This is a genomic window from Pseudomonas sp. FEN (assembly GCF_904067045.1).
Lineage (GTDB): Bacteria > Pseudomonadota > Gammaproteobacteria > Pseudomonadales > Pseudomonadaceae > Aquipseudomonas.
In genome coordinates, this window is sequence record NZ_CAJFDC010000001.1 from 348,692 (window position 1) to 368,768 (window position 20,077).

The 20,077-nt window shown below is 61.2% G+C and carries 20 protein-coding genes, 1 tRNA gene and 1 pseudogene; 13 read left to right on the forward strand and 9 right to left on the reverse strand.

Going from position 1 to position 20,077, the window contains the following annotated elements; genetic code table 11:
* Nucleotides 1-31 precede the first annotated feature (31 nt).
* From PFEN_RS01675 to PFEN_RS01710, 8 genes are all read left to right on the forward strand, one after another.
* Nucleotides 32-937, forward strand: coding sequence for a LysR family transcriptional regulator (locus PFEN_RS01675; protein WP_191485306.1), 906 nt, complete (start codon nucleotides 32-34; stop codon nucleotides 935-937).
* The gene (locus PFEN_RS01680; protein ID WP_191485307.1) at nucleotides 934-2,433 is read left to right on the forward strand and encodes an MDR family MFS transporter; all 1,500 of its coding nucleotides are present in this window, start codon (nucleotides 934-936) and stop codon (nucleotides 2,431-2,433) included. The genes PFEN_RS01675 and PFEN_RS01680 overlap by 4 nt, the downstream gene beginning before the upstream one ends.
* A gap of 158 nt (nucleotides 2,434-2,591) precedes the next feature.
* Nucleotides 2,592-4,082 (forward strand): sensor domain-containing diguanylate cyclase, encoded by a 1,491-nt coding sequence (locus tag PFEN_RS01685; RefSeq protein ID WP_191485308.1) that lies wholly within the window; start codon nucleotides 2,592-2,594, stop codon nucleotides 4,080-4,082.
* Nucleotides 4,075-4,293 carry a cysteine-rich CWC family protein gene (locus PFEN_RS01690; RefSeq protein ID WP_191485309.1) on the forward strand — a complete coding sequence of 73 codons (219 nt, stop codon included), beginning with the start codon at nucleotides 4,075-4,077 and terminating at the stop codon, nucleotides 4,291-4,293. The genes PFEN_RS01685 and PFEN_RS01690 overlap by 8 nt, the downstream gene beginning before the upstream one ends.
* Before the next feature lie 34 nt (nucleotides 4,294-4,327).
* Nucleotides 4,328-5,020: a pseudouridine synthase gene (locus PFEN_RS01695; protein WP_191485310.1), complete on the forward strand. Its 693-nt coding sequence runs from the start codon at nucleotides 4,328-4,330 to the stop codon at nucleotides 5,018-5,020.
* Between the two features lie 318 nt (nucleotides 5,021-5,338).
* A complete protein-coding gene (locus PFEN_RS01700) occupies nucleotides 5,339-6,226 on the forward strand; it encodes an alpha/beta fold hydrolase (RefSeq protein ID WP_191485311.1) in 888 nt (295 codons plus the stop codon).
* Between the two features lie 291 nt (nucleotides 6,227-6,517).
* Nucleotides 6,518-6,591, forward strand: a tRNA-Gly gene (locus PFEN_RS01705).
* A gap of 356 nt (nucleotides 6,592-6,947) precedes the next feature.
* Complete coding sequence (locus PFEN_RS01710) at nucleotides 6,948-7,811, forward strand: LysR family transcriptional regulator (RefSeq protein ID WP_191485312.1); 864 nt, start codon at nucleotides 6,948-6,950, stop codon at nucleotides 7,809-7,811.
* On the opposite strand, the gene PFEN_RS01715 is transcribed toward PFEN_RS01710, so the two are convergent.
* From PFEN_RS01715 to PFEN_RS01745, 8 genes and pseudogenes are all read right to left on the reverse strand, one after another.
* Nucleotides 7,812-8,837 carry an HPP family protein gene (locus tag PFEN_RS01715; RefSeq protein ID WP_412071371.1) on the reverse strand — a complete coding sequence of 342 codons (1,026 nt, stop codon included), beginning with the start codon at nucleotides 8,835-8,837 and terminating at the stop codon, nucleotides 7,812-7,814. It lies immediately after the preceding gene.
* A 425-nt stretch (nucleotides 8,838-9,262) separates the two neighbouring features.
* Nucleotides 9,263-9,730 carry a hypothetical protein gene (locus PFEN_RS01720; protein WP_191485314.1) on the reverse strand — a complete coding sequence of 156 codons (468 nt, stop codon included), beginning with the start codon at nucleotides 9,728-9,730 and terminating at the stop codon, nucleotides 9,263-9,265.
* 69 nt (nucleotides 9,731-9,799) lie between these two features.
* Nucleotides 9,800-11,077 (reverse strand): GGDEF domain-containing protein, encoded by a 1,278-nt coding sequence (locus PFEN_RS01725; RefSeq protein ID WP_191485315.1) that lies wholly within the window; start codon nucleotides 11,075-11,077, stop codon nucleotides 9,800-9,802.
* Between the two features lie 81 nt (nucleotides 11,078-11,158).
* Nucleotides 11,159-11,326 (reverse strand): annotated as a pseudogene (locus PFEN_RS30390) (LysE family translocator); the annotation flags it as partial.
* A 23-nt stretch (nucleotides 11,327-11,349) separates the two neighbouring features.
* Nucleotides 11,350-12,507, reverse strand: coding sequence for a phospholipase D-like domain-containing protein (locus tag PFEN_RS01730; protein ID WP_191485316.1), 1,158 nt, complete (start codon nucleotides 12,505-12,507; stop codon nucleotides 11,350-11,352).
* A 1-nt stretch (nucleotide 12,508) separates the two neighbouring features.
* Nucleotides 12,509-13,087 carry a YceI family protein gene (locus PFEN_RS01735; protein ID WP_191485317.1) on the reverse strand — a complete coding sequence of 193 codons (579 nt, stop codon included), beginning with the start codon at nucleotides 13,085-13,087 and terminating at the stop codon, nucleotides 12,509-12,511.
* A gap of 64 nt (nucleotides 13,088-13,151) precedes the next feature.
* A complete protein-coding gene (locus tag PFEN_RS01740; protein WP_191485318.1) occupies nucleotides 13,152-13,481 on the reverse strand; it encodes an amidase in 330 nt (109 codons plus the stop codon).
* A complete protein-coding gene (locus PFEN_RS01745) occupies nucleotides 13,478-14,578 on the reverse strand; it encodes a serine hydrolase domain-containing protein (RefSeq protein WP_191485319.1) in 1,101 nt (366 codons plus the stop codon). The genes PFEN_RS01740 and PFEN_RS01745 overlap by 4 nt, the downstream gene beginning before the upstream one ends.
* Nucleotides 14,579-14,932: 354 nt before the next feature.
* Here PFEN_RS01745 and olsB point away from each other — a divergent pair, with 354 nt between their 5' ends.
* Both olsB and PFEN_RS01755 read left to right on the forward strand, forming a co-directional pair.
* Complete coding sequence (gene olsB, locus PFEN_RS01750; protein ID WP_191485320.1) at nucleotides 14,933-15,688, forward strand: L-ornithine N(alpha)-acyltransferase; 756 nt, start codon at nucleotides 14,933-14,935, stop codon at nucleotides 15,686-15,688.
* Entirely contained in the window at nucleotides 15,688-16,500 is an 813-nt protein-coding gene (locus PFEN_RS01755; RefSeq protein ID WP_191485321.1) for a lysophospholipid acyltransferase family protein, read from the forward strand. The genes olsB and PFEN_RS01755 overlap by 1 nt, the downstream gene beginning before the upstream one ends.
* An 82-nt stretch (nucleotides 16,501-16,582) precedes the next feature.
* Here PFEN_RS01755 and PFEN_RS01760 read toward each other — a convergent pair whose 3' ends face one another.
* A complete protein-coding gene (locus PFEN_RS01760) occupies nucleotides 16,583-17,176 on the reverse strand; it encodes an ACP phosphodiesterase (RefSeq protein ID WP_191485322.1) in 594 nt (197 codons plus the stop codon).
* Nucleotides 17,177-17,332: 156 nt separating this feature from the next.
* Between PFEN_RS01760 and PFEN_RS01765 the strand changes: the two genes are divergently transcribed.
* Genes PFEN_RS01765 through PFEN_RS01775 form a run of 3 tightly spaced genes read left to right on the forward strand, consistent with a single transcriptional unit; the run spans nucleotide 17,333 to nucleotide 19,901 of the window.
* Nucleotides 17,333-17,635, forward strand: coding sequence for an ArsR/SmtB family transcription factor (locus tag PFEN_RS01765; RefSeq protein ID WP_191485323.1), 303 nt, complete (start codon nucleotides 17,333-17,335; stop codon nucleotides 17,633-17,635).
* Nucleotides 17,636-17,648: 13 nt separating this feature from the next.
* Complete coding sequence (locus PFEN_RS01770; protein ID WP_191485324.1) at nucleotides 17,649-18,815, forward strand: MFS transporter; 1,167 nt, start codon at nucleotides 17,649-17,651, stop codon at nucleotides 18,813-18,815.
* A gap of 36 nt (nucleotides 18,816-18,851) precedes the next feature.
* Nucleotides 18,852-19,901, forward strand: coding sequence for an alkene reductase (locus PFEN_RS01775; RefSeq protein WP_191485325.1), 1,050 nt, complete (start codon nucleotides 18,852-18,854; stop codon nucleotides 19,899-19,901).
* Nucleotides 19,902-20,077 lie beyond the last annotated feature (176 nt).

Below are 20,077 nucleotides of genomic sequence, written 5' to 3' on the forward strand. Positions count from 1 at the left end.
GACATAGTTTGTTTCTGAAAGTGGGCAAATTATGGATCGTCTTACGGCAATGCGGGTCTTCGTCACGGTGGTCGACCTGGGCAGCCAGTCGGCCGCGGCCGACCATCTGGACCTGTCGCGGCCGGTCGTATCGCGCTACCTCGCGGAACTCGAGGACTGGGTCGGCGCCCGGCTGATGCACCGCACCACCCGCAAGCTGAGCCTGACCGCCGCCGGCAACGAAACCCTGCCGCGCTGCCGACAGATGCTCGAATTGTCGGCGGACCTGCAGGCCGCCGTCAGCACACCAGACGAGGCACCGCGCGGGCTGCTGCGGATCAGCGTCAGTACGTCCTTCGGGCTGGCACAACTGGCCGATGCCATGACCGAGTACGTCAAGCGCCATCCAGGCGTCAGCGTCGACCTGCAGATGCTCGACCGCACGGTGAACCTGGTGGACGAGCGCATCGACCTGGCCATTCGCACCAGCAGCGAACTGGACCCGAACCTGATCGCCCGCCGGCTGACCGTCTGCCGCTCGGTGATCTGTGCCTCGCCGGCCTACCTGCGCGAGCAGCCGATGCCGCAACGGGTGGAAGACCTGAGCCGGCACAACTGCCTGACCCACTCCTACTTCGGCAAGAGCCTCTGGCATTTCGAGCAGGACGGCGAACCGGTTTCCGTGCCGGTGCAGGGCAATATCAGCGCCAACGAGGCCAGCACCCTGATGCAGGCGGTAATCGCCGGAGCCGGTATCTCGATGTTGCCCACCTACCAGGCCGGTGCCTATATCAAGCGCGGCGAACTGGTGCGGCTGCTCCCCCAGGCGGAACCGATACGGATGAACATCTATGCGGTGTACGCCTCACGCAAACACATGCCGAGCACTCTGCGCAGCATGCTGGATTTCCTGGTGGAGCGCTTTCCCGAAGTACCGCTATGGGATGAGGGGTTATGAACCCGACGAAGCCGGCGATTCGCAGCATTCTGATCGCCTTGATGCTGGCGATTTTCCTTGGGGCGCTGGACCAGACCATTGTCGCCGTCTCGATTCCCGCCATCTCCGCCCAGTTCAAGGACGTCGGCCTGCTGGCCTGGGTGATTTCCGGCTACATGGTGGCCATGACCGTGGCCGTGCCGATCTACGGCAAGCTTGGCGATCTCTACGGACGGCGCCGGCTGATGCTGTTCGGCATGGGGTTGTTCACCCTGGCCTCGGTGTTCTGCGGCATGGCCCAGAGCATGGAACAACTGGTGCTGGCGCGGATCATCCAGGGTATCGGCGCTGGCGGCATGATTTCAGTCAGCCAGGCGATCATCGGCGACATCATCCCACCCCGCGAGCGCGGTCGTTACCAGGGCTATTTCAGCAGCATGTACGCGGTGGCGAGCGTGGCCGGACCGGTCCTGGGCGGCTACATGACCGAGTACCTGTCCTGGCGCTGGGTCTTCCTGATCAACCTGCCACTGGGCCTCGGCGCCTGGTGGGTGGCCCAACGCACGCTGGTGGGCCTGCCGCTACCGCAGCGCAAGCCGATCATCGACTACCTCGGCAGCATGCTGATGATCATCGGCCTGAGCGCCCTGCTGCTGAGCATCAGCGAAATCGGCCAGGGCCTGCGCTGGGATGACAGCCGGGTGCTGGGCCTGTTGGTCACGGCAGTGATCGCCCTGCTGCTGTTTGTCCTGCATGAACGGCGCACGGTGGAGCCGTTGTTGCCGATGCACCTGTTCCTCAACCGCAACGCCCTGCTGTGCTGGTGCACGATATTTTTCACCAGCTTCCAGGCCATCTCCCTCACGGTGCTGATGCCCCTGCGCTTCCAGAGCGTGACCGGCGCCGGTGCCGACAGCGCGGCCCTGCACTTGCTGCCGCTGGCGATGGGACTGCCCATGGGCGCCTACTTCGCCGGGCGAAAGACCTCGGTGACCGGTTACTACAAGCCGATGATCCTGACCGGCGCGGTGCTGATGCCCTTGGCCATCCTCGGCCTGGCGTTCACCCCGCCCCAGGCGGTGCTGCTCAGCAGCCTGTTCATGCTGTTGAGCGGGATCGCCGGCGGCATGCAGTTCCCGACCTCGCTGGTGGGCACGCAGAACTCCGTGGCACAGAGCGATATCGGCGTTGCCACCAGCACCACCAACCTGTTCCGTTCCCTCGGCGGCGCAATGGGCGTGGCGCTGATGTCGGCGTTGCTGTTGGCGCTGCTGCAGGACTCCAGCCTGACGCACCTGGCCGGCGCGTCGATGGTTGCCGAAGGCACTTCGGGCAACGCCCTGCTCGAAGGCCTGAACAGCGCCGACGGTCCGACACGCGACGCCCTGCGTGAAGAACTGCTGCTGACCTTCCGGCATCTGCTGCTGATCAGCGCCGCCGTCGCCCTGCTGGGACTGGCGGCGGCGGTCGCGATGCCGAACAAGGTGCTTCGCGGGCGAGAAGACAATGCCCGCTGATCGAAATGCTCCCCTGTGACATCGTCAGGGGCTGTGATACCCGAGCACCACCTTTCGATAAGCCGGCGGTCGGCTATGACACCCGGGCAAAAATGTGCAAGCATTTCTTATCCGCATCACTAGAATGCATCCATCGGGAACCCGCCTACGGAATCGTCATGCCGCTTCGCTCAGTGCTCTACTCGCAACGCTCGCTGGTCCTGACGCTGATCGCCCTGCTGGGCTGCGGTTTCCTTGCTACCTCCCTGCTCAGCTACTACGCTTCGCGCGCCTCGATCCGCGACGGTATCGTCAATACCGAACTGCCGCTGACCTCCGACACGGTCTACTCGGAAATCCAGAAAGACCTGGTCCGACCGATCCTGATCTCCTCGATGATGGCCCGCGACACCTTCATGCGCGACTGGGTCGTGGCCGGTGAACGCGACCCGCAGCAGATGACCCGCTACCTCAACGAGGTCATGACCCACTACGGCGCCTACACCGCCTTCTTCGTCTCCAACAGCAACCTGACCTACTACCAGGCCAAGGGTGTGCTGAAGAAAGTCCGCATCGATGTCCCCAACGACCTCTGGTACTTCCGCGTGCGAGACATGCAGGCGCCCTATGAGATCAATGTCGACCCGGACACCGCCAACGATAACCGCCTGACGTTCTTCATCAATTACAAGGTCTTCGACTACGACGAGCACTTCATCGGCGCGGCCGGTGTCGGCCTGACCGTCGATGCGGTGGTCAAGCTGATGGACAAGTACCAGCAGCGCTACCAGCGCAGCGTGTACTTCGTCGACACCTTCGGCCGCCTGGTACTGACCGGTGCCGATGGCGGCCCCGAAGGCGCCCGGGCCGGGCAGTCGCTGAGCGAGCTGGCGAGCATGAAGAACCTGGTGGTCAAATTGCCCAAGCCCCACGATGGCAGCTACGAATACACCGAGCCGGACGGCAAGGGACACTTCCTCAACGTCCGCTTCATTCCGGAGCTGAACTGGTATCTGTTCGTCGACAAGCGTGAAGACGGCGCCTTCAGCGGGATTCGCCAGTCGCTGTACCTGAACCTGCTGATCTGCCTGGTGGTGACCCTGATCGTGCTGGCCCTGCTCAATCGGGTGATCCATCGCTACCAGCGCAGGATCCAGGCCCTGGCGACGCTCGACAGCCTCACCGGCCTGCCCAACCGCCGCGGCTTCGACCTGCTGGCGGCCCAGGCCCTGCACGAAGCCCAGCGCGAACCCAAGCCGCTGACCGCGCTACTGTTGGATCTGGATCACTTCAAGCAACTCAACGACAGCCACGGCCACCTTGCCGGCGATGCCGTGCTGAGCGGGTTTGCCCGGGACCTGGAAAGTTGCCTGCGCCAGTCGGAAATCATCTGCCGCTGGGGTGGCGAGGAGTTCATTGTGCTGCTCAAGGACACCGACGGCAGCAATGCCCTGCTGATCGCCGAGAAACTTCGCCGGCATATCGAGCAACAGCACTACAGCTACAACGACCAGAACCTGCAACTGACCGTCAGTATCGGCCTGACCTCGCTGCAACCCGACGATACCCTGCACAGCCTGCTGGCCCGGGCCGATCACGCGTTGTACCGGGCCAAACAGAGCGGACGCAACCGCGTCTGCAGCGACCTGCCGAAATCCGCCCATGAATGACTCCAGCCACTGCCCGGCCTGCGGTGCGCGCAACGACTGTGCCCTGGCCGACCCGCGTACCGCCGACCGGCCCTGCTGGTGCTACAGCGTCAGCATCGATCCGGCGCTACTCGAAGCCCTGCCCGCCGAACTGCGCAACAGCGCCTGCCTGTGTCCGCGTTGCGCGCATGTGGATGAGCAACTGAAGGCCACCCCACGAGCGGCGTCATGACCTGAAATGCCCGCCCACGCCGAAGTCCCCAGCCATGCGCCTTGACCGTTTCCTCAGCAACCTGCCCCGCTTCAACCGCCAGCAGGTGCGCCTGTTGCTGGTGCAAAAACGGATCAGGGTCGATGGCCTGACCGTCGCCGATCCGCATCACGAAGTCCGCGAGTTCAGCCAGGTCGAAGTCGACGGCCAAGTGCTGCAGGCAGGCTGCCCGCCGCGTTACTTCATGCTGCACAAACCCCAGGGTTGCGTCAGTGCCACCCGCGACCCGGAGCACCGCACCGTTCTCGATCTGATCGACCCACCCGACGCCCTCGGATTGCACATCGCCGGCCGCCTGGACTTCAACACCACCGGGCTGATGATCCTGACCAACGACGGCCAGTGGTCGCGCCGGCTGACCCAACCCCAGACCAAACTGCCCAAGGTCTACTACGTGGAGACCGAACAGGTGATCGGCGCCGAATACGCCGAAACCTTCGCTCGTGGCCTGTATTTTGCTTTCGAGGACCTTACCACCCAGCCCGCCACGCTGGAGTTGCTCGGTCCGCGCAGCGCCCGCTTGAGCATCGTCGAAGGCCGTTATCACCAGGTCAAGCGCATGTTCGGCCACTTCGACAACAAGGTCCTGCGCCTGCACCGCGAAGCCATGGGGCCGCTGCTGCTCGATGAGCAATTGGCCCCGGGGCAATACCGCCCGCTGCTGGCCGAGGAAATCCGGCGGATCTGAGCGCACGACGACGACCGCTGGGCAGAAGTCACCGATTTATGACAAATCGTTCCTTGCGCAATCGCCATGCGCCTGCTTGAATCAGACCGTCAGCCGAAATATGACTGACAAGTCACACTTTCAATCCAAGAAACACTTTGTCGACTGAGAGGCCCACCGGCTCTCGCTTTACGACAATCTGCCCGCCTATAACAACACCCGTCGGCCAGGCTTCAACGGACCGACATGGGCCTGCAACATTCCAGGCGAATGCCTACCTGTCATATAGATCGTGCACAGTTCGTTGCGCGCATACCCGCTTGCCAGGAGTCCTTTGACATGAGGCCAGAAATCGCTGTGTTGGATATACAGGGTCAGTATCGGGTTTACACGGAGTTCTATCGCGCAGATGCCGCGGAAAAGACCATCATCCTGGTCAACGGCTCGCTGGCCACCACCGCGTCGTTTGCACAGACAGTGAAGAATCTGCATCCGCAATACAATGTCGTGTGCTACGACCAGCCCTATGCGGGCAAGTCCAAGGCGCACAATCGTCACGAAAGCATGCTGACCAAGGAAGTCGAAGGGCAGATCCTCCTGGAGCTGATCGACCACTTCGCCGCCGAGCACGTGATGTCCTTTTCCTGGGGCAGCGCGGCGACCCTGGTTGCCCTGGCGCACCAGCCACGGCGGATCGAAAAGGCGGTGATCAGTTCCTTCTCGCCGGTCCTCAGTGAACCGATGCGCGAGTATCTGGAACAGGGTGTCGACTACCTGGGCGCCTATGACCGCGACCGTATGGGTCATCTGGTCAACAACACCATCGGCAAGCATTTGCCGTCGTTGTTCAAGCGTTACAACTACCGGCACGTCAGCAGCCTGGCCGAGCATGAATATGGGCAGATGCACTTCCATATCAGCCAGGTGCTCAACAGTGACCAGCTGTGCTACCTGGCGGCGGCGCAACGGATCGACGTACCGGTGCTGTTCATGAATGGCGAATGGGACGAATACACCTCGCCCCGGGATGCGCTGCAATTCGGCCAGCATGTGCGCCACAGCCAGTTCAGCACCATCCGCAGTACCGGGCACTTTCTCGACATGGAGCACAAGTCCGCCTGCCGGGACTGCCGTCATGCGCTGCTCGAGTTCCTCGAGCCGACGCACCAGGAAAGCCGATCGCGGTACTACCGACACGTCCAGGAGCATCATGCACAGGCCATGTGAACAAACCCTGTCACGGGTTTGCAGCGTTCTTGCGAACGAACGCAAATCCCTTGATGCCCCCACCACCCTTGGAGCCTGGCTTGTCGGGACGCCGCATCGCAGCGAAGAGGCCCGATAAGCCGACCACCACCTCGCTGACAAGCCCGGCTCCGAGCGGAAACACGCCCCATCTGGATAACGGGTATTGGCTTTACCTGCGCGAGCGCCTACCCGATGTCCCTGTTAAAACACAGATTTCCAAAGAAAAACTTCAAATCCCCGGCCACATCTGGTACAAAGTCAGCCGTCCGAGCGGGTGTCGTATAATGGCATTACTCCAGCTTCCCAAGCTGATAACGAGGGTTCGATTCCCTTCACCCGCTCCAATCGAATCCAGTCCGACGTTGCTGAACAAGGCGACGAGGACAAAAAAACCGGCTCTTGGTGGCCGGTTTTTTTATGGGCGGGATTGTGGTTGAGCGCCTGGCCTACGAAAACGCCGACAACCTCGCCGGCCCCCATCGCAGGTCCACGAAGCTATAGCTCTACTCGCAGAAAATAACCTCATAATTTAACTTCATGTACAAATCTAATCAGATCGGTGCGCTGGACGTCGTGGCCTTGCTACCTAGAAGGCATCATGCCCAGGCGAGAACACGTCGCAGATCGGTAAAACGTCCACCGGTCGCCTTTACAAGGCCCACCCCGCGTGGCTCCATGATGTATTTTCCGGCGCATAAGAATGGATATTGAACTGGCTAAAACCTTCCTGGAGATCGTCAGGTGCGGCAGCCTGATCGCCGCCGCCGAGCGTTTGCATGTCACCCAGACGGCAATCACCGCCCGCGTGCAAAAACTGGAAAGCAGCCTCAATAGCAAGTTATTCGTGCGTAACAAAGCGGGGGCCAAGCTGACAGCGGACGGGGAAGCCTTCGTGGTCTATGCCAATCAACTGGTGCAAACCTGGGAAGCCGCGGTCAGAGACTTACCCCTGCCCGAAGGTTTCCATAAAATATTGCATATTGGTGGCGAAGTCAGTTTATGTAATCCGCTCATACTGGACTGGGTTCGCGAGATCCAACAGTCGATACCGACACATGCCATCAAAACAGAGATCAGAGACGGCTCGACGCTATTGCGGCAATTGGAGCGGGGTCTGCTGGATGCGGCGTTGGTTTATCAACCGGCCTACTGGCCCGACTTGCAAGTCGAACAGATTCTCGAAGAAAAACTGATACTGGTCCGCCTGATCGCCAAACCCGAGCCCTATGTGTACATCGACTGGGGGGTTGGTTTCCGGCAATCCCATGATGCCGCCTTGCCGGAAAAGGCCAAGGCCGCGCTTTCCTTCAACCTGGGTCCCGTGGCCCTGCAATATATTCTCGACAATGGCGGATCCGGCTACTTCAGGACCCGCGTCGTGCAATCCTATATTGAAAGCGGCATTCTTGAACGCGTCAGCTCCGCCCCGGAGTTCAGCTACCCGACTTTTCTAGTCTACTCGCGCAGCAGCTCATCAGCGGAACTGCAGCTTGCCATAAAGCTATTGAAGGATAGTGTCACCCGGGATAGCGATTGGTCTCAACGCTGGGACCCGCTGATCTGATTAATGCAGGTGCACGATCAAATCGCGGTGCAAGGCCGCGATCAAGTCGGTTTGTGTGATCACCCCGACAAACACGTTATCGTCAAGCACGGGAATACAGTGCAGGCCCTGCCGCGACAATAACGGTATCAACTCGACAAGGTGAGCCGTCGTCGTCACGCAGGTCACTGGCACATGCATGATATCTTTCAACAAGGTTTTCTTCTTGAACCCGAATACCCCCGACAAACCAGCACCGCGAGTGGCCTCCGGGTGCTTGATAATGTCCGTAAGGCTGACAATCCCGACGATGTGTTTTTCTTCATTCAATATGGGCAAGGTCTTGATATGGTGGTGCATCAGGATCCGTATCGCCTCTTTGATGGTTGTTTCCGGCCTTCCTGACAGGACATCCCTTGACATGATGTGGGAGGCCTGGATATCGCCCATGCTCCGTCTCAAGGCATGCTTTTCGGTAGAGCGAATAATGCTTTCCAGATCTTCTCTCGTGACATCGACAAATTCGTCGATATCCGCCAGCGCGGCATCAAGGTCATCACTGTTGAAACCGACCCTCTCGAAAGGCGGAATGTCTTTCGTATGATGGATCTCCGCCGACGGATTTATATGGACTTTGGGATAACGCACGCCGGTCAGATTATTAAAAACCAGTGCACAGCCCAACAGGATCCAGGCATTGAGCATCACCGGATAAAAAACGGATAGCCCCAAGGGGGCAAAATCGGCTTGAGACAAGACAACGCAGAGTGCAACAGCCCCGCCGGGAGGGTGCAGACAGCGAAGCAGACACATCGCACCGATTGCCAATCCCACAGCGACGCTGGCACTTAGAAAAGAATGACCGAGTAACGACACCGCTATCAGTGCAGACAACGTGGCGACAAAATAACTGCCGACGATAGACCACGGTTGGGCCAGCGCCCCCGTCGAAACGGCGAACAGTAGAACAGATGACGCACCTAGCGGACCGATAAGATGCAGCGTCAGTTCCAACCCATAAAAGTATTGGCAGACCCAGGCAGTCATAAGAACCCCGGTACATGCCCCCACTGATGCGCGCAGCCACTCTCTAGGTTTTGTATTTAATGAGGCGGGGTAAAAGCTTGACAGTATTGACTTGATCATTTCACGCACTTAATAAAAAAGCCCATTAACATTTAATGGGCCGGTGTACCAGGAGAGGCACGAAAACGATATTTATTTTGACTGCATGAGAATCCGCTGACAAACTCAAAATATTGCTACTTGAATTCATTTTTTCTGATATCAAAATCTCCAATGATTTTTCAGAGCACAAACAGTACAGACCAAAAGATGATAAAAGTCGCCGGGGGACAGAGATGAGAAAGGGGAGCTGAGCTCCCCCTTTCTCATGCCACGGGCCTGACATTGGCCGCCATCGCGACAGCCAGAAAAGTGCCGGGGCACCAGTCTCTCGCCGGCCGCCTGGGTCAGCGTTTAGCAGGCTGACTCTGTTTCTTCAACGCCGCGATCAGCGCGCCATTCATAGTGGCCAACGAGCCGTTCAAAGTCGACAGCTCACCACTCAGGGCCGTGACCTGCTGTGCCTTCTGCTCCGGGCTCATGTTCTTGTTCGCCTGAAGCGCCTGCAACTCGGCCTGTTTCGCGGCGATCATCTTCTGCAACTGCTCGATCTGCTTGCGCAACTGCTTGATGTGGGCCGGCTCGGAACTGGCCGCCTGGGCCTGCTCGGCTTTGGACGCCTGGATTCCGGCACCGGACAGGTTGACCTTGACCCCTGTCGATTTTTCCCCCGTGGCCTTGCTGCCTTTACCCGTATCGGTCGCCGTCGCTGCATTGAGCGGGGCCGCCGCGGGAGCAACACTGGAAGAGTGGATGGTAACGCTGCTGATGGAAACCATGATCAAAGCCCGTTCAGGTTTAAGTGTCTTTGACATCGACCTGAAACCGCCAAACTTTAGCGATATTGTACAAACGCAGATACAAATCTCTACATTGTCTCCCCTTCAGTGAGTCACCACGCCCCGCTTGACCCCGTACATCGCCTCATCCGCATGCTTGAACAGTTGCTGCGCTTCTTCGCCATTGTCCGGATACAGGGCAATCCCGATACTCGGCACGATGCTCAGGTCGCAATCCCCCCATGGCACGGGCTCGCCAAGCAGGCTGCGGATCTTGTCGGCCACGCGGATCGCGTGCTCCGGTTGTTGCAAATGCTCCAGCAGGATGACGAATTCGTCACCGCCGATACGGGCCACGGTGTCGGTTTCCCGGACACATTGTTGCAGGCGCCGAGCCACTTCCTGCAGGAGCAGGTCGCCCACCGCATGCCCGAAGCTGTCGTTGACCTGCTTGAACTTGTCCAGATCGACATAGAGCAACGCCAATTGTCCGGCCTCGCGCCGGGCACGGAGCAATGCGGCCTTCAGACGTTCCTGCAGGAAGCCGCGATTAGGCAGGTGAGTCAGTTGGTCGTAGCGGGCCATGTACTCCAGACGCGCATGCAATTGCTTGCGTTCGATGGCGGCCGCCACTTGCACCGAGACGAATTGCAGAAATTCCTGATCGTATTCGGTATAGCGCTCGCCACCGCTACTTTTCACCAGCAGCGCACCAATAGTGCCGTTCTGTGAGTTCAGTGGTACGCCCAGGCAGGAGGGCGCCCCGTCAATGTTCAACAACAGCGGCTCGCCGCTGCGCACGACTTCGGCGCAACTACGGTCGACGCTGTGCGGCTGGCGCCGGTCGTCGATGTGGTAGGGGAAACTCAGTTGGTCGCGCTGCTCATCGTAAAGCGCCACGCAGAAGTTCTCCGCCGGCAGCCATTCGCCGATGATCCGGTGCACCCGCTGGAACAGCGCCAGCAGGTCCTCGGCGGCGTGGGCGGCTTCGGAAATCGCGTAGAGCGCCGCCTGCCGGGACTCCGCCAACTTGCGTTCGGTGATATCCCGGGCCACGGCGATACGCAACTGGTCGACCTCGGACCAGCGCGCCGACCACATGATGTGCACCACCTGGCCGTCCTTGCGCACGTAGCGGTTTTCAAAGTGTGGTTTGGGCTGACCGTCCATGATTTCGCGGGCGGCCTTGAGCGTGCGCTCCCGATCTGCCGGGAGCACCAGGTTGATCATCGGCATGCCGATCAATTCGTCCTGGGTGTAGCCGAAAATCCGCTCACAGGCGGCGCTGACAAAGACAAATCGCCCTTCGGCGTCCACCGCACATACGGCGTCCATCAGCAGGTCGATAAAACTGGCCAGCGGTGTGACAGTCTTGGTTTCCATCAGGAAGAGGTCGCCCCGGAAAAATAGCGTCAGCGTCTATCCATGGAAATACCGACCTTCTGCCCTCCCCTTGCGGCAGATTCAGGCCTTGTTCGGCTTCAACCCCGGCAAGGCACGGACCAGCGCGTTGATGACAAAGCCGATAAACATCATGCTACATAGCCGGATGATTATCGACTCGTGCCGCTGGTAAAACGCCCTGACCCACCGAGTACCGACAATACCGATGAGAATAGCGTATGCGGCGACCGCGCCAAGGCAACTGATAAAAATCAATCCCGCCGATCCAGCACATTGACCACCAGTCGGTCCACCCAGCCCCACAGCCGCTGCTTGACCCGCCGCCACAGCGGCCGGGCTTTCCAGTCCTGCAGGCTGACCGGCTGGCTGAGGGCGAAATCGCCGAGGAAACTGGCCTCCACCGCCCGGGTCAACGACGGATCGAGGGCCTCGAGATTGGCCTCCAGGTTGAAGCGCAGGTTCCAGTGATCGAAATTGCATGAGCCAATACTGACCCAGTCATCGATCAGCACCATTTTCAGATGCAGGAAGCACGGCTGGTATTCGAAAATCCGCACCCCGGCCCTGAGCAGACGCGGATAATAACGATGGCCGGCATAGCGCACCGACGGGTGGTCGGTACGCGGCCCGGTCAATAGCAGTCGCACATCAATGCCCCGGTTGGCGGCCCGACGCAGGGAACGGCGGACTTTCCAGGTCGGCAGGAAATACGGTGTCGCCAGCCAGATACGCTGCTGGCCGCTATTCAGCGCCCGAACCAGGGAACGAAGGATATCCCGATGCTGCCGGGCATCGGCGTAGGCGACCCGCCCCAGGCCCTGTCCAGCCGGCGGCACCCGTGGTAGACGTGGCAAGCCAAAGGGTACCTGGGGTTTCCAGGCGGCACGCTGCTCGTTGGCCAGCCACTGGCGGTCGAACAGCAGTTGCCAGTCGAGCACCAGCGGGCCGCTGATTTGCACCATGACTTCGTGCCATTCAAAGCGATCTTCACCCGGGGTCCAGAACTCATCGGTCACACCGGTACCACCGACCACGGCCACGGACTGATCCACCAGCAGCAGCTTGCGGTGATCGCGGTAGAAATTGCGCACCCAATGCTGCCAGCTCAGGCGATTGTAGAAGCGCAACTCGACCCCGGCCGCTCTCAAGCGTCGGCGCAGGCTCAGGGTAAACGCGAGGCTGCCGTAATCATCGAACAGGCAGCGTACCCGCACACCACGTTCGGCCGCCTGGGCCAGGGCCAGGACCATGGCCTCGGCACAGGCTCCGGCCTCCACCAGGTAAAGCTCCAGCTCCACCTGGGACTCAGCCCGGTCAATCGCCTCCAGCATCCGGGGGAAAAAGCTCGGGCCGTCGACCAACAGCTCGAAATTGTTGTCGGCCCGCCAGGAGAAGATCGCGCTGGCCATGTCAGCGCGTCGCGAAAATCAGCACCGCACCCACCGGTACCGACAAACTGATGGACGACAGACCCGCGGCCTCGCGCAATACCGACAGCCCCGGCACCAAGTCGAAGTCCCCGGCATGCAGCACCAGTGGCTCCAGGGTCACCACCTGAAACCGCCGGTCATCCAGGCGGGTCGCCAACAGTTCGGCGTTGTAGCTGTGCTCCTTGCCGCGCAGTTTCACCACCAACGGCAGGCGCAGCTCCAGTTGCGCGCCGGGCGCAAGGTCGTTGATGGGCTGAACATTGATCTGCGCGACGATCCGCGCCTCGGGCCAGGTCTTGATCTCGAACAGGTCGCGACGCAGGCGCTCATCGCGCCGGGGAATGCCGGTACTGAGCGACTCCAGCTCCACTTCCAGGGTCGCCAGGCCCTGGCGGTCGATCTTGCCGTGCAGGGTCAGGAAACGATGGACTTCGGAAACATCGGCGTTGTGAGTGGAGATGAACGACAGGCGCGACGACTCGTTGTCCAGGTACCAGTTGGCCTGGACCGGCAGGGCAAGCACCCCGAGCAGGGCCAGAAATAGGCGGGATCGGTGCATGCAAGCTCCTGATTGAACGTGGCTACCACCTTACCCGCCCGCGATAGAGGTGGCAAACCATGGCTCAGGGCTCCAGTCGGCAGCCCTCCCGTGGACCGATCCAGACAGCACTGCTGCTGCGCCCCAGCCCCCGGGCAGTGACCCGACGCTGCTGGGAGTCATCGTGAAAAGTGCTGATCGGCAGCGCCTGTTTGACGTATCCCAGGCAATAGTCCGCCGGGTTGTTCATCACATAACGGCAGGAACAGTATTCCTTGGCGGTATAAGCGCTGATGATTCCCGGAAACGCCTGCAAGGCCATCCGCTCATGCCAGGTCCAACCCCCCAGGGCCACCAGCAACACCAACAGCAGGCTGCTCAGCGGGCGCCGACGCACAAATCCCCGGACGCTCATGGCGCCACCGTCGGCGCGAAAGCCGCCAGCGCCCGCTTGAGCAGTTCGTTATGCCGATAGCTGCCGTCGCGATCGTCGCCATAACGCACAATGACCAGATCCGCGCTGGGGATCACATACAACACCTGGCCCCAATGCCCGAGGGCGGCAAAGGTATCCGCTGGCGCATCCGGCCAGGGCTTGGCGGCGCCCTTGATCGAGCGGTTGAGCCACCACTGGCCGCCGCCCACCGCTTCATCCTGCCCCGGCTTGTAACCGGCGAAAGGGCGCAAGTTGAAGTTGACCCAGGCCCTGGGCAGCAATTGTCGCTCTCCCCAACGCCCCTCCCGCTCCATCAGCAGGCCGATCCGCGCCAGATCCCGGGCCGTCATATAGACATAGGATGAGGCGACGAAGGTGCCGCTGGCGTCGCGTTCCCAAACCGCGCTGCGAATCCCCAGCGGGTCGAACAGGGCCGTCCAGGGATAGTCCGGATAGCGCTTCGCGCCGACAATCTTGCGCAAGGCGGCGGCCAGCACGTTGCTGTCACCGCTGGAGTAACGGAAGACCTGCCCTGGTCGGCGGTGCTGGCCATGGCTGGCGGTATAACCGGCCATATCGGCGCGCCCCAGGGTATAGAGCATCGCCACCACCGACGAATTCAGCGGCGCGTATTCGTAGTCCTCCTGCCAGTCGATCCCCGAGGACCAGTTCATCAGGTGTTCCAGGGTGACATTGGGATGCGCCCGCAACGGTCGGTAGAACCGCGCCGCCGAGTCATGCAACTGGAACAGGCCCTGGCCGTAGGCCACGCCGAGCACAGTAGCCATCACGCTTTTGCTGACCGACCAGGTGAGGTGCGCAGTAGTGACGGTGGTCGGGCCTGCGTAGCGTTCATAGACGATCTCGCCATGACGAATCACCAGCAGCGCATCGGTGCGGATGCCTTTTCGCGTGTCATCGTCACGGGCTGGGAATGCGTAGGACTCCAGGGCTGCAACCTCCGGCCCGGACACCTGTGGCCCCTGGGACCAATCTTCGCCCGGCCAGACCTCGGCACGCGCGGTGACGGTAAATGCCAACAGCAAGGCAGGGAGAAAGGTCGAAGCCATGGACATGGAGCCAGCTCGCAGAAATAGCCTCGCGCCAGCTTAAGCCCGTTTGATGACAATCCTGGTGCAGGGATTCCGGGGCTGAACACAGATCCTGTAGGAGCAGGGCTTGTCGGATCGCCGCAGCGCCGCGAAGGCGTCCTTAAGAACGCTGGAAGCTTCGCGGGCAATCGAGCGTCGAGCTGCCGCACCTACAGGTTTTTGGCGTATTCAAGATCTCGGCACCTCCAACAGCCGCTCCCGTGCCCCTGTCATACAAGCATCACCAAAGCTTCATGGCGATGACACCGGGGCTAAATAGCCTGACTTTGCACAACAAAGTCGACTGGCCGCACCCCTGGCCGGCAACCGGAGACTCGTATGACCCAGATCGCCCGCATCAGCGACACCGGCAGTGAACGCCGCCTGCAAGCCGAACGCCTGCTGGGCGCCACGGCCTTGCAAGAAGCCCAGGCCTTGCGCTTCAACGTCTTCAGCGGCGAATTCAATGCCAAGCTCAAAGGCGCTGAACTGGGCCTGGACATGGATGATTATGATGTGCACTGCGCCCATATCGGCGTGCGCGACCTGAACAGCGGTCGCCTGGTGGCCACCACCCGTCTGCTCGACCACAAGGCCGCCAACACCCTGGGCCGCTACTACAGCGAAGAAGAATTCAGCCTGCATGGCCTGGGCCATCTGCAGGGCCCCATCCTGGAAATCGGCCGCACCTGCGTCGACCCGGCCTACCGCAACGGCGGCACCATCGCCGTGCTCTGGGGCGAGCTTGCCGAAGTCCTCAACGAAGGTGGCTATAGCTACCTGATGGGCTGCGCGAGCATCTCGATGCAGGACGGCGGAATCCAGGCCCAGGCGATCATGCAACGCTTGCGTGATCGCTACCTGAGTACCGAACACCTGCGCGCCGAACCGAAGAAGCCGCTGCCGTCCCTGGACATTCCCGGTAACGTCATCGCCGAAATGCCCCCCTTGCTCAAGGCCTATATGCGCCTGGGGGCGAAGATCTGCGGCGAGCCGTGCTGGGATGAAGACTTCCAGGTGGCCGACGTGTTTATCCTGCTCAAGCGCGACGAGTTGTGCCCACGCTATGCGCGGCACTTCAAGGCGGCAGTCTGATGAGCCGCCTTCGTGTGTACGGCCGGATAGCCCGGGTGCTGCTGGTGGTGGCCCTCGGCCTGAGCATGGCCACTGTGTTCGGGGTTTTCGAACGCCTGGGGGTCGCCAACTCCATGGTCCGGCGGCAACGCTGGTCACGGTTTTTCATGGCACGCCTGAGCAACGCCCTGCCCTTTCGCGTGAGCGTGCGCGGTGAACTGCCCAGCCAGCCGATGCTATGGGTCAGCAATCATGTGTCCTGGACCGACATCGCCTTGTTGGGCGGCTTGACCCCGCTGTCGTTCCTGTCCAAAGCCGAAGTGCGGACCTGGCCGGTGGCTGGCTGGCTGGCCGCGAAAGCCGGCAGCCTGTTCATTCGCCGTGGCTCGGGTGACAGTCAACTGATCCGCAAGCAAATGAGCCGTCATCTGGAGCAACAACACCCGCTGCTGATGTTTCCGGAAGGCACCACCACCGATGGCCGTTCGTTGCGTACCTTCCACGGTCGCCTGCTGTCGGCGGCAATCGATGCCGATGTAGCGTTGCAACCGGTGGCCATTCGTTATCTGCGCGACGGCAAGCCCGACCTGCTGGCCCCGTTCATTGGCGACGACGATCTGCTGTCGCACTTGATGCGTCTGTTTTCCAACGACCAGGGCGATGTGGAAATCCAGATACTCGAACCGATCGCCTGCAACGGCCAGGAACGTGCGGCGCTGGCATTCCAGGCGCAGCAAGCGGTGCAACTGGCGCTGTTCGGCGAGGTGACGGAAGTGAAGCGTGCGCTGCCGAGTCAGGCCGAAGCCGAAACGGCTCGATCGGAAGCGGCGTAAATCTCGGCGGGGGAACCTGAGCAGAGCTTGCTCGCGAAGCCTTTAGCGATCTTGAGGGCCTATTCGCTGGCAAGCCAAGCGCCTACAAGGGATCGCGTGCACCCAGGATATGGGCGTGGGAAAACGCCTGCAGCTCGGGATAGAACAGCCGAAAGTCCTCGCTCAACGGCTCATACAACCCTTCCAGCTCGCGCATCGCGTGCACCAGTTCCTCCGGCCGCGACAAGCGCCGCGAAATCCCCCGCAACACCGGCCCCAGCACCTCGAAATCCCGGTAGGAACCCAGCCAGTCATCCGCCGCCATATAAGGCGCGATCTCGGCCAGACGCCCCGGCAGGTCGCGCTGGTTTTCCAGCACGCGATAAACCTGGGCGGTAAAGCTGGCAAGCGTGCCTTCGGCATAAAGCGTCCAATCCCGTGCCAGGCAGTGATCGAAGAACACATCCAGGACAATCCCGGCATACCGCCGCCGCGTCTGGGAAAAACGCGACAACGCCTGCCCCACCAGCGGATGCCGATCGGTAAAGACATCGATATGGCGATGCAGTTGAATTGCCGCTTCGATCGACGGAGTGAACTGCCCTTGCACGCGACCCTTGACGAAATCGCCATAGAGGCTGCCGAGCAGTTGTTCCGGGCGCTGGCCGCCCAGATGCAGGTGTGCGAGATAATTCATGAGCGACAGCTTAGCACCCCGCCGACCTATATCGTTATAACCCGATATAACGAAAAACCCCGAGATCAGATCAAAATCATATTGGTACATCGCGAAATACCGATATATATTTCGCTCCATCGCGATATAACGTTTTATCCACCTCGAGCAACGACCATGCCCCTTGACCTCGACGAAATAATAAAAGCGCTGGCACACCCAGTACGCCGAGACATTCTCAGCTGGCTGAAAGACCCCAAGACCCAGTTCCCCGAGCAGTACCACAACCACGAGTACGGTATCTGCGCCGGACAGATCGACCAGCGCTGCGGCCTGTCGCAGTCCACCGTGTCCGCACACCTGGCAACCCTGCAGCGCGCCGGACTGATTACCAGCCAGAAAGCCGGCCAATGGCACTTCTTCAAACGCAACGAGGAAACCATCCAGGAATTCCTCCGCATCATGAGCCAAGAGCTCTAAAAGGACGTACACGATGCCTCTCTCGCTACTCATCCTGGCCCTGAGCGCTTTCGCCATCGGCACTACCGAGTTCGTCATCATGGGCCTGTTGCCCGACGTGGCGGCGGACCTTGGCGTGTCGATTCCCGGGGCTGGCTGGCTAGTGACCGGCTATGCCCTGGGCGTGGCGATCGGTGCCCCCTTCATGGCCATGGCCACCTCGCGGCTACCACGCAAGACAGCCCTGGTCGCGCTGATGGGGATCTTTATTGTCGGCAACCTGCTATGCGCCATCGCCAGTGACTACAACGTGCTGATGTTCGCCCGGATCATCACCGCCCTGTGCCATGGCGCCTTCTTTGGCATCGGCTCGGTGGTGGCGGCCAACCTGGTGGCCCCGGATAAACGGGCTTCGGCGGTGGCCCTGATGTTCACCGGCCTGACCCTGGCCAACGTGCTCGGCGTGCCCCTGGGTACCGCGCTGGGCCAACAGGCCGGCTGGCGCTCGACCTTCTGGGCGGTGACCGTGATCGGCGTGATCGCGCTGATCGGCCTGATCCGCTTCCTGCCGGCCAAGCACGACGAGGAAAAACTCGATATGCGCGCCGAACTGGCGGCACTCAAGGGCGCCGGGCTCTGGCTGTCCCTGAGCATGACCGCGCTGTTCGCCGCCGCCGTATTCGCCCTGTTCACCTACATCGCGCCGTTGCTGGGCGAAGTGACCGGCGTCTCGCCACGGGGCGTGACCTGGACCCTGGTGCTGATGGGGTTGGGCCTGACCGTTGGCAACATCATCGGCGGCAAGCTGGCGGACAAGAACCTGGCCGCGACCCTGATCGGCGTGTTCATCACCATGGCCGTGCTGGCCACCGTGCTGACCTGGAGCAGCCTGGTGCTGATTCCCGCCGAGATCACCCTGTTCCTCTGGGCGACGGCCTGCTTCGCCGCCGTGCCGGCCCTGCAGATCAACGTGGTGACCTACGGCCAGGCCGCGCCCAACCTGGTCTCGACCCTGAACATCGGCGCCTTCAACGTCGGCAACGCCCTGGGCGCCTGGGTCGGCGGCAGCGTCATCGCCCACGGTTTCGGCCTCACCAGCGTGCCCCTGGCCGCCGCGGCACTGGCAGTGCTCGCGCTGCTGGTAACCCTGATCACCTTTCGCCAGAACGACAACGACGATCTGGCCCCGGCTATCAACTGACTCCACTGCTCATCAATACTCATGAGGGTTGTACACATGGCAACTATTTTCGATCCGATCAAACTGGGCGACCTGGAACTGCCCAACCGCATCATCATGGCCCCGCTGACCCGCTGCCGTGCCGATGAAGGTCGGGTACCCAACGCACTGATGGCCGAGTACTACGTACAGCGCGCCTCCGCCGGCCTGATCCTCAGCGAAGCCACCTCCGTGACGCCAATGGGGGTCGGCTACCCGGACACCCCGGGTATCTGGTCCAACGACCAGGTACGAGGCTGGTCCAACGTGACCAAGGCCATCCATGCCGCGGGCGGACGGATCTTCCTGCAACTGTGGCACGTGGGCCGTATCTCCCACCCCTCGTACCTGAACGGCGAACTGCCGGTCGCGCCGAGTGCCATCCAGCCCAAGGGCCATGTCAGCCTGGTGCGCCCACTGTCGGACTACCCGACCCCGCGCGCCCTGGAAACCGCTGAAATCGCCGATATCATCGATGCCTACCGCGTGGGTGCGGAAAACGCCAAGGCCGCCGGCTTCGACGGTGTGGAAATCCACGGTGCCAACGGCTACCTGCTCGACCAGTTCCTGCAAAGCAGCACCAACCAGCGCACCGACAACTACGGTGGCTCCCTGGAGAACCGTGCGCGCCTGCTGCTTGAAGTGACCGACGCGGTGATCGAAGTCTGGGGCGCCGGTCGTGTCGGCATGCACCTGGCGCCACGCGCCGACTCTCACGACATGGGTGATGCGAACCTCGCGGAAACCTTCACTTATGTCGCTCGCGAACTGGGCAAGCGCGGTATCGCGTTCATCTGCTCGCGTGAGAAAGAAGCCGACGACAGCCTCGGCCCACAGTTGAAGGCGGCGTTCGGCGGCCCCTACATTGCCAACGAACGCTTCACCAAGGACAGCGCCAATGCCTGGCTGGCCAGCGGCAAGGCCGATGCGGTGGCCTTTGGCGTACCCTTCATCGCCAACCCGGACCTGCCGGCCCGCCTGAAGGCCGATGCGCCCCTGAACCCGGCACACCCGGAAACCTTCTACGGCAAAGGCCCGGTCGGCTACATCGACTACCCGACGCTGTAAGCGCCTCCCGCAAGACCCGAAACGAGAAAGCCCCGGTTCGCAAGAGCCGGGGCTTTCTCGTTCCTGGGCAATACAAAAGCAAGCGCGTTCAACTCGCTCCCCCCATTCAACCCACTTCAATCAGGGAATAAGCCTACATAAGGCATTGCTCTTTACCTCGGGTATTTTCGCTGACA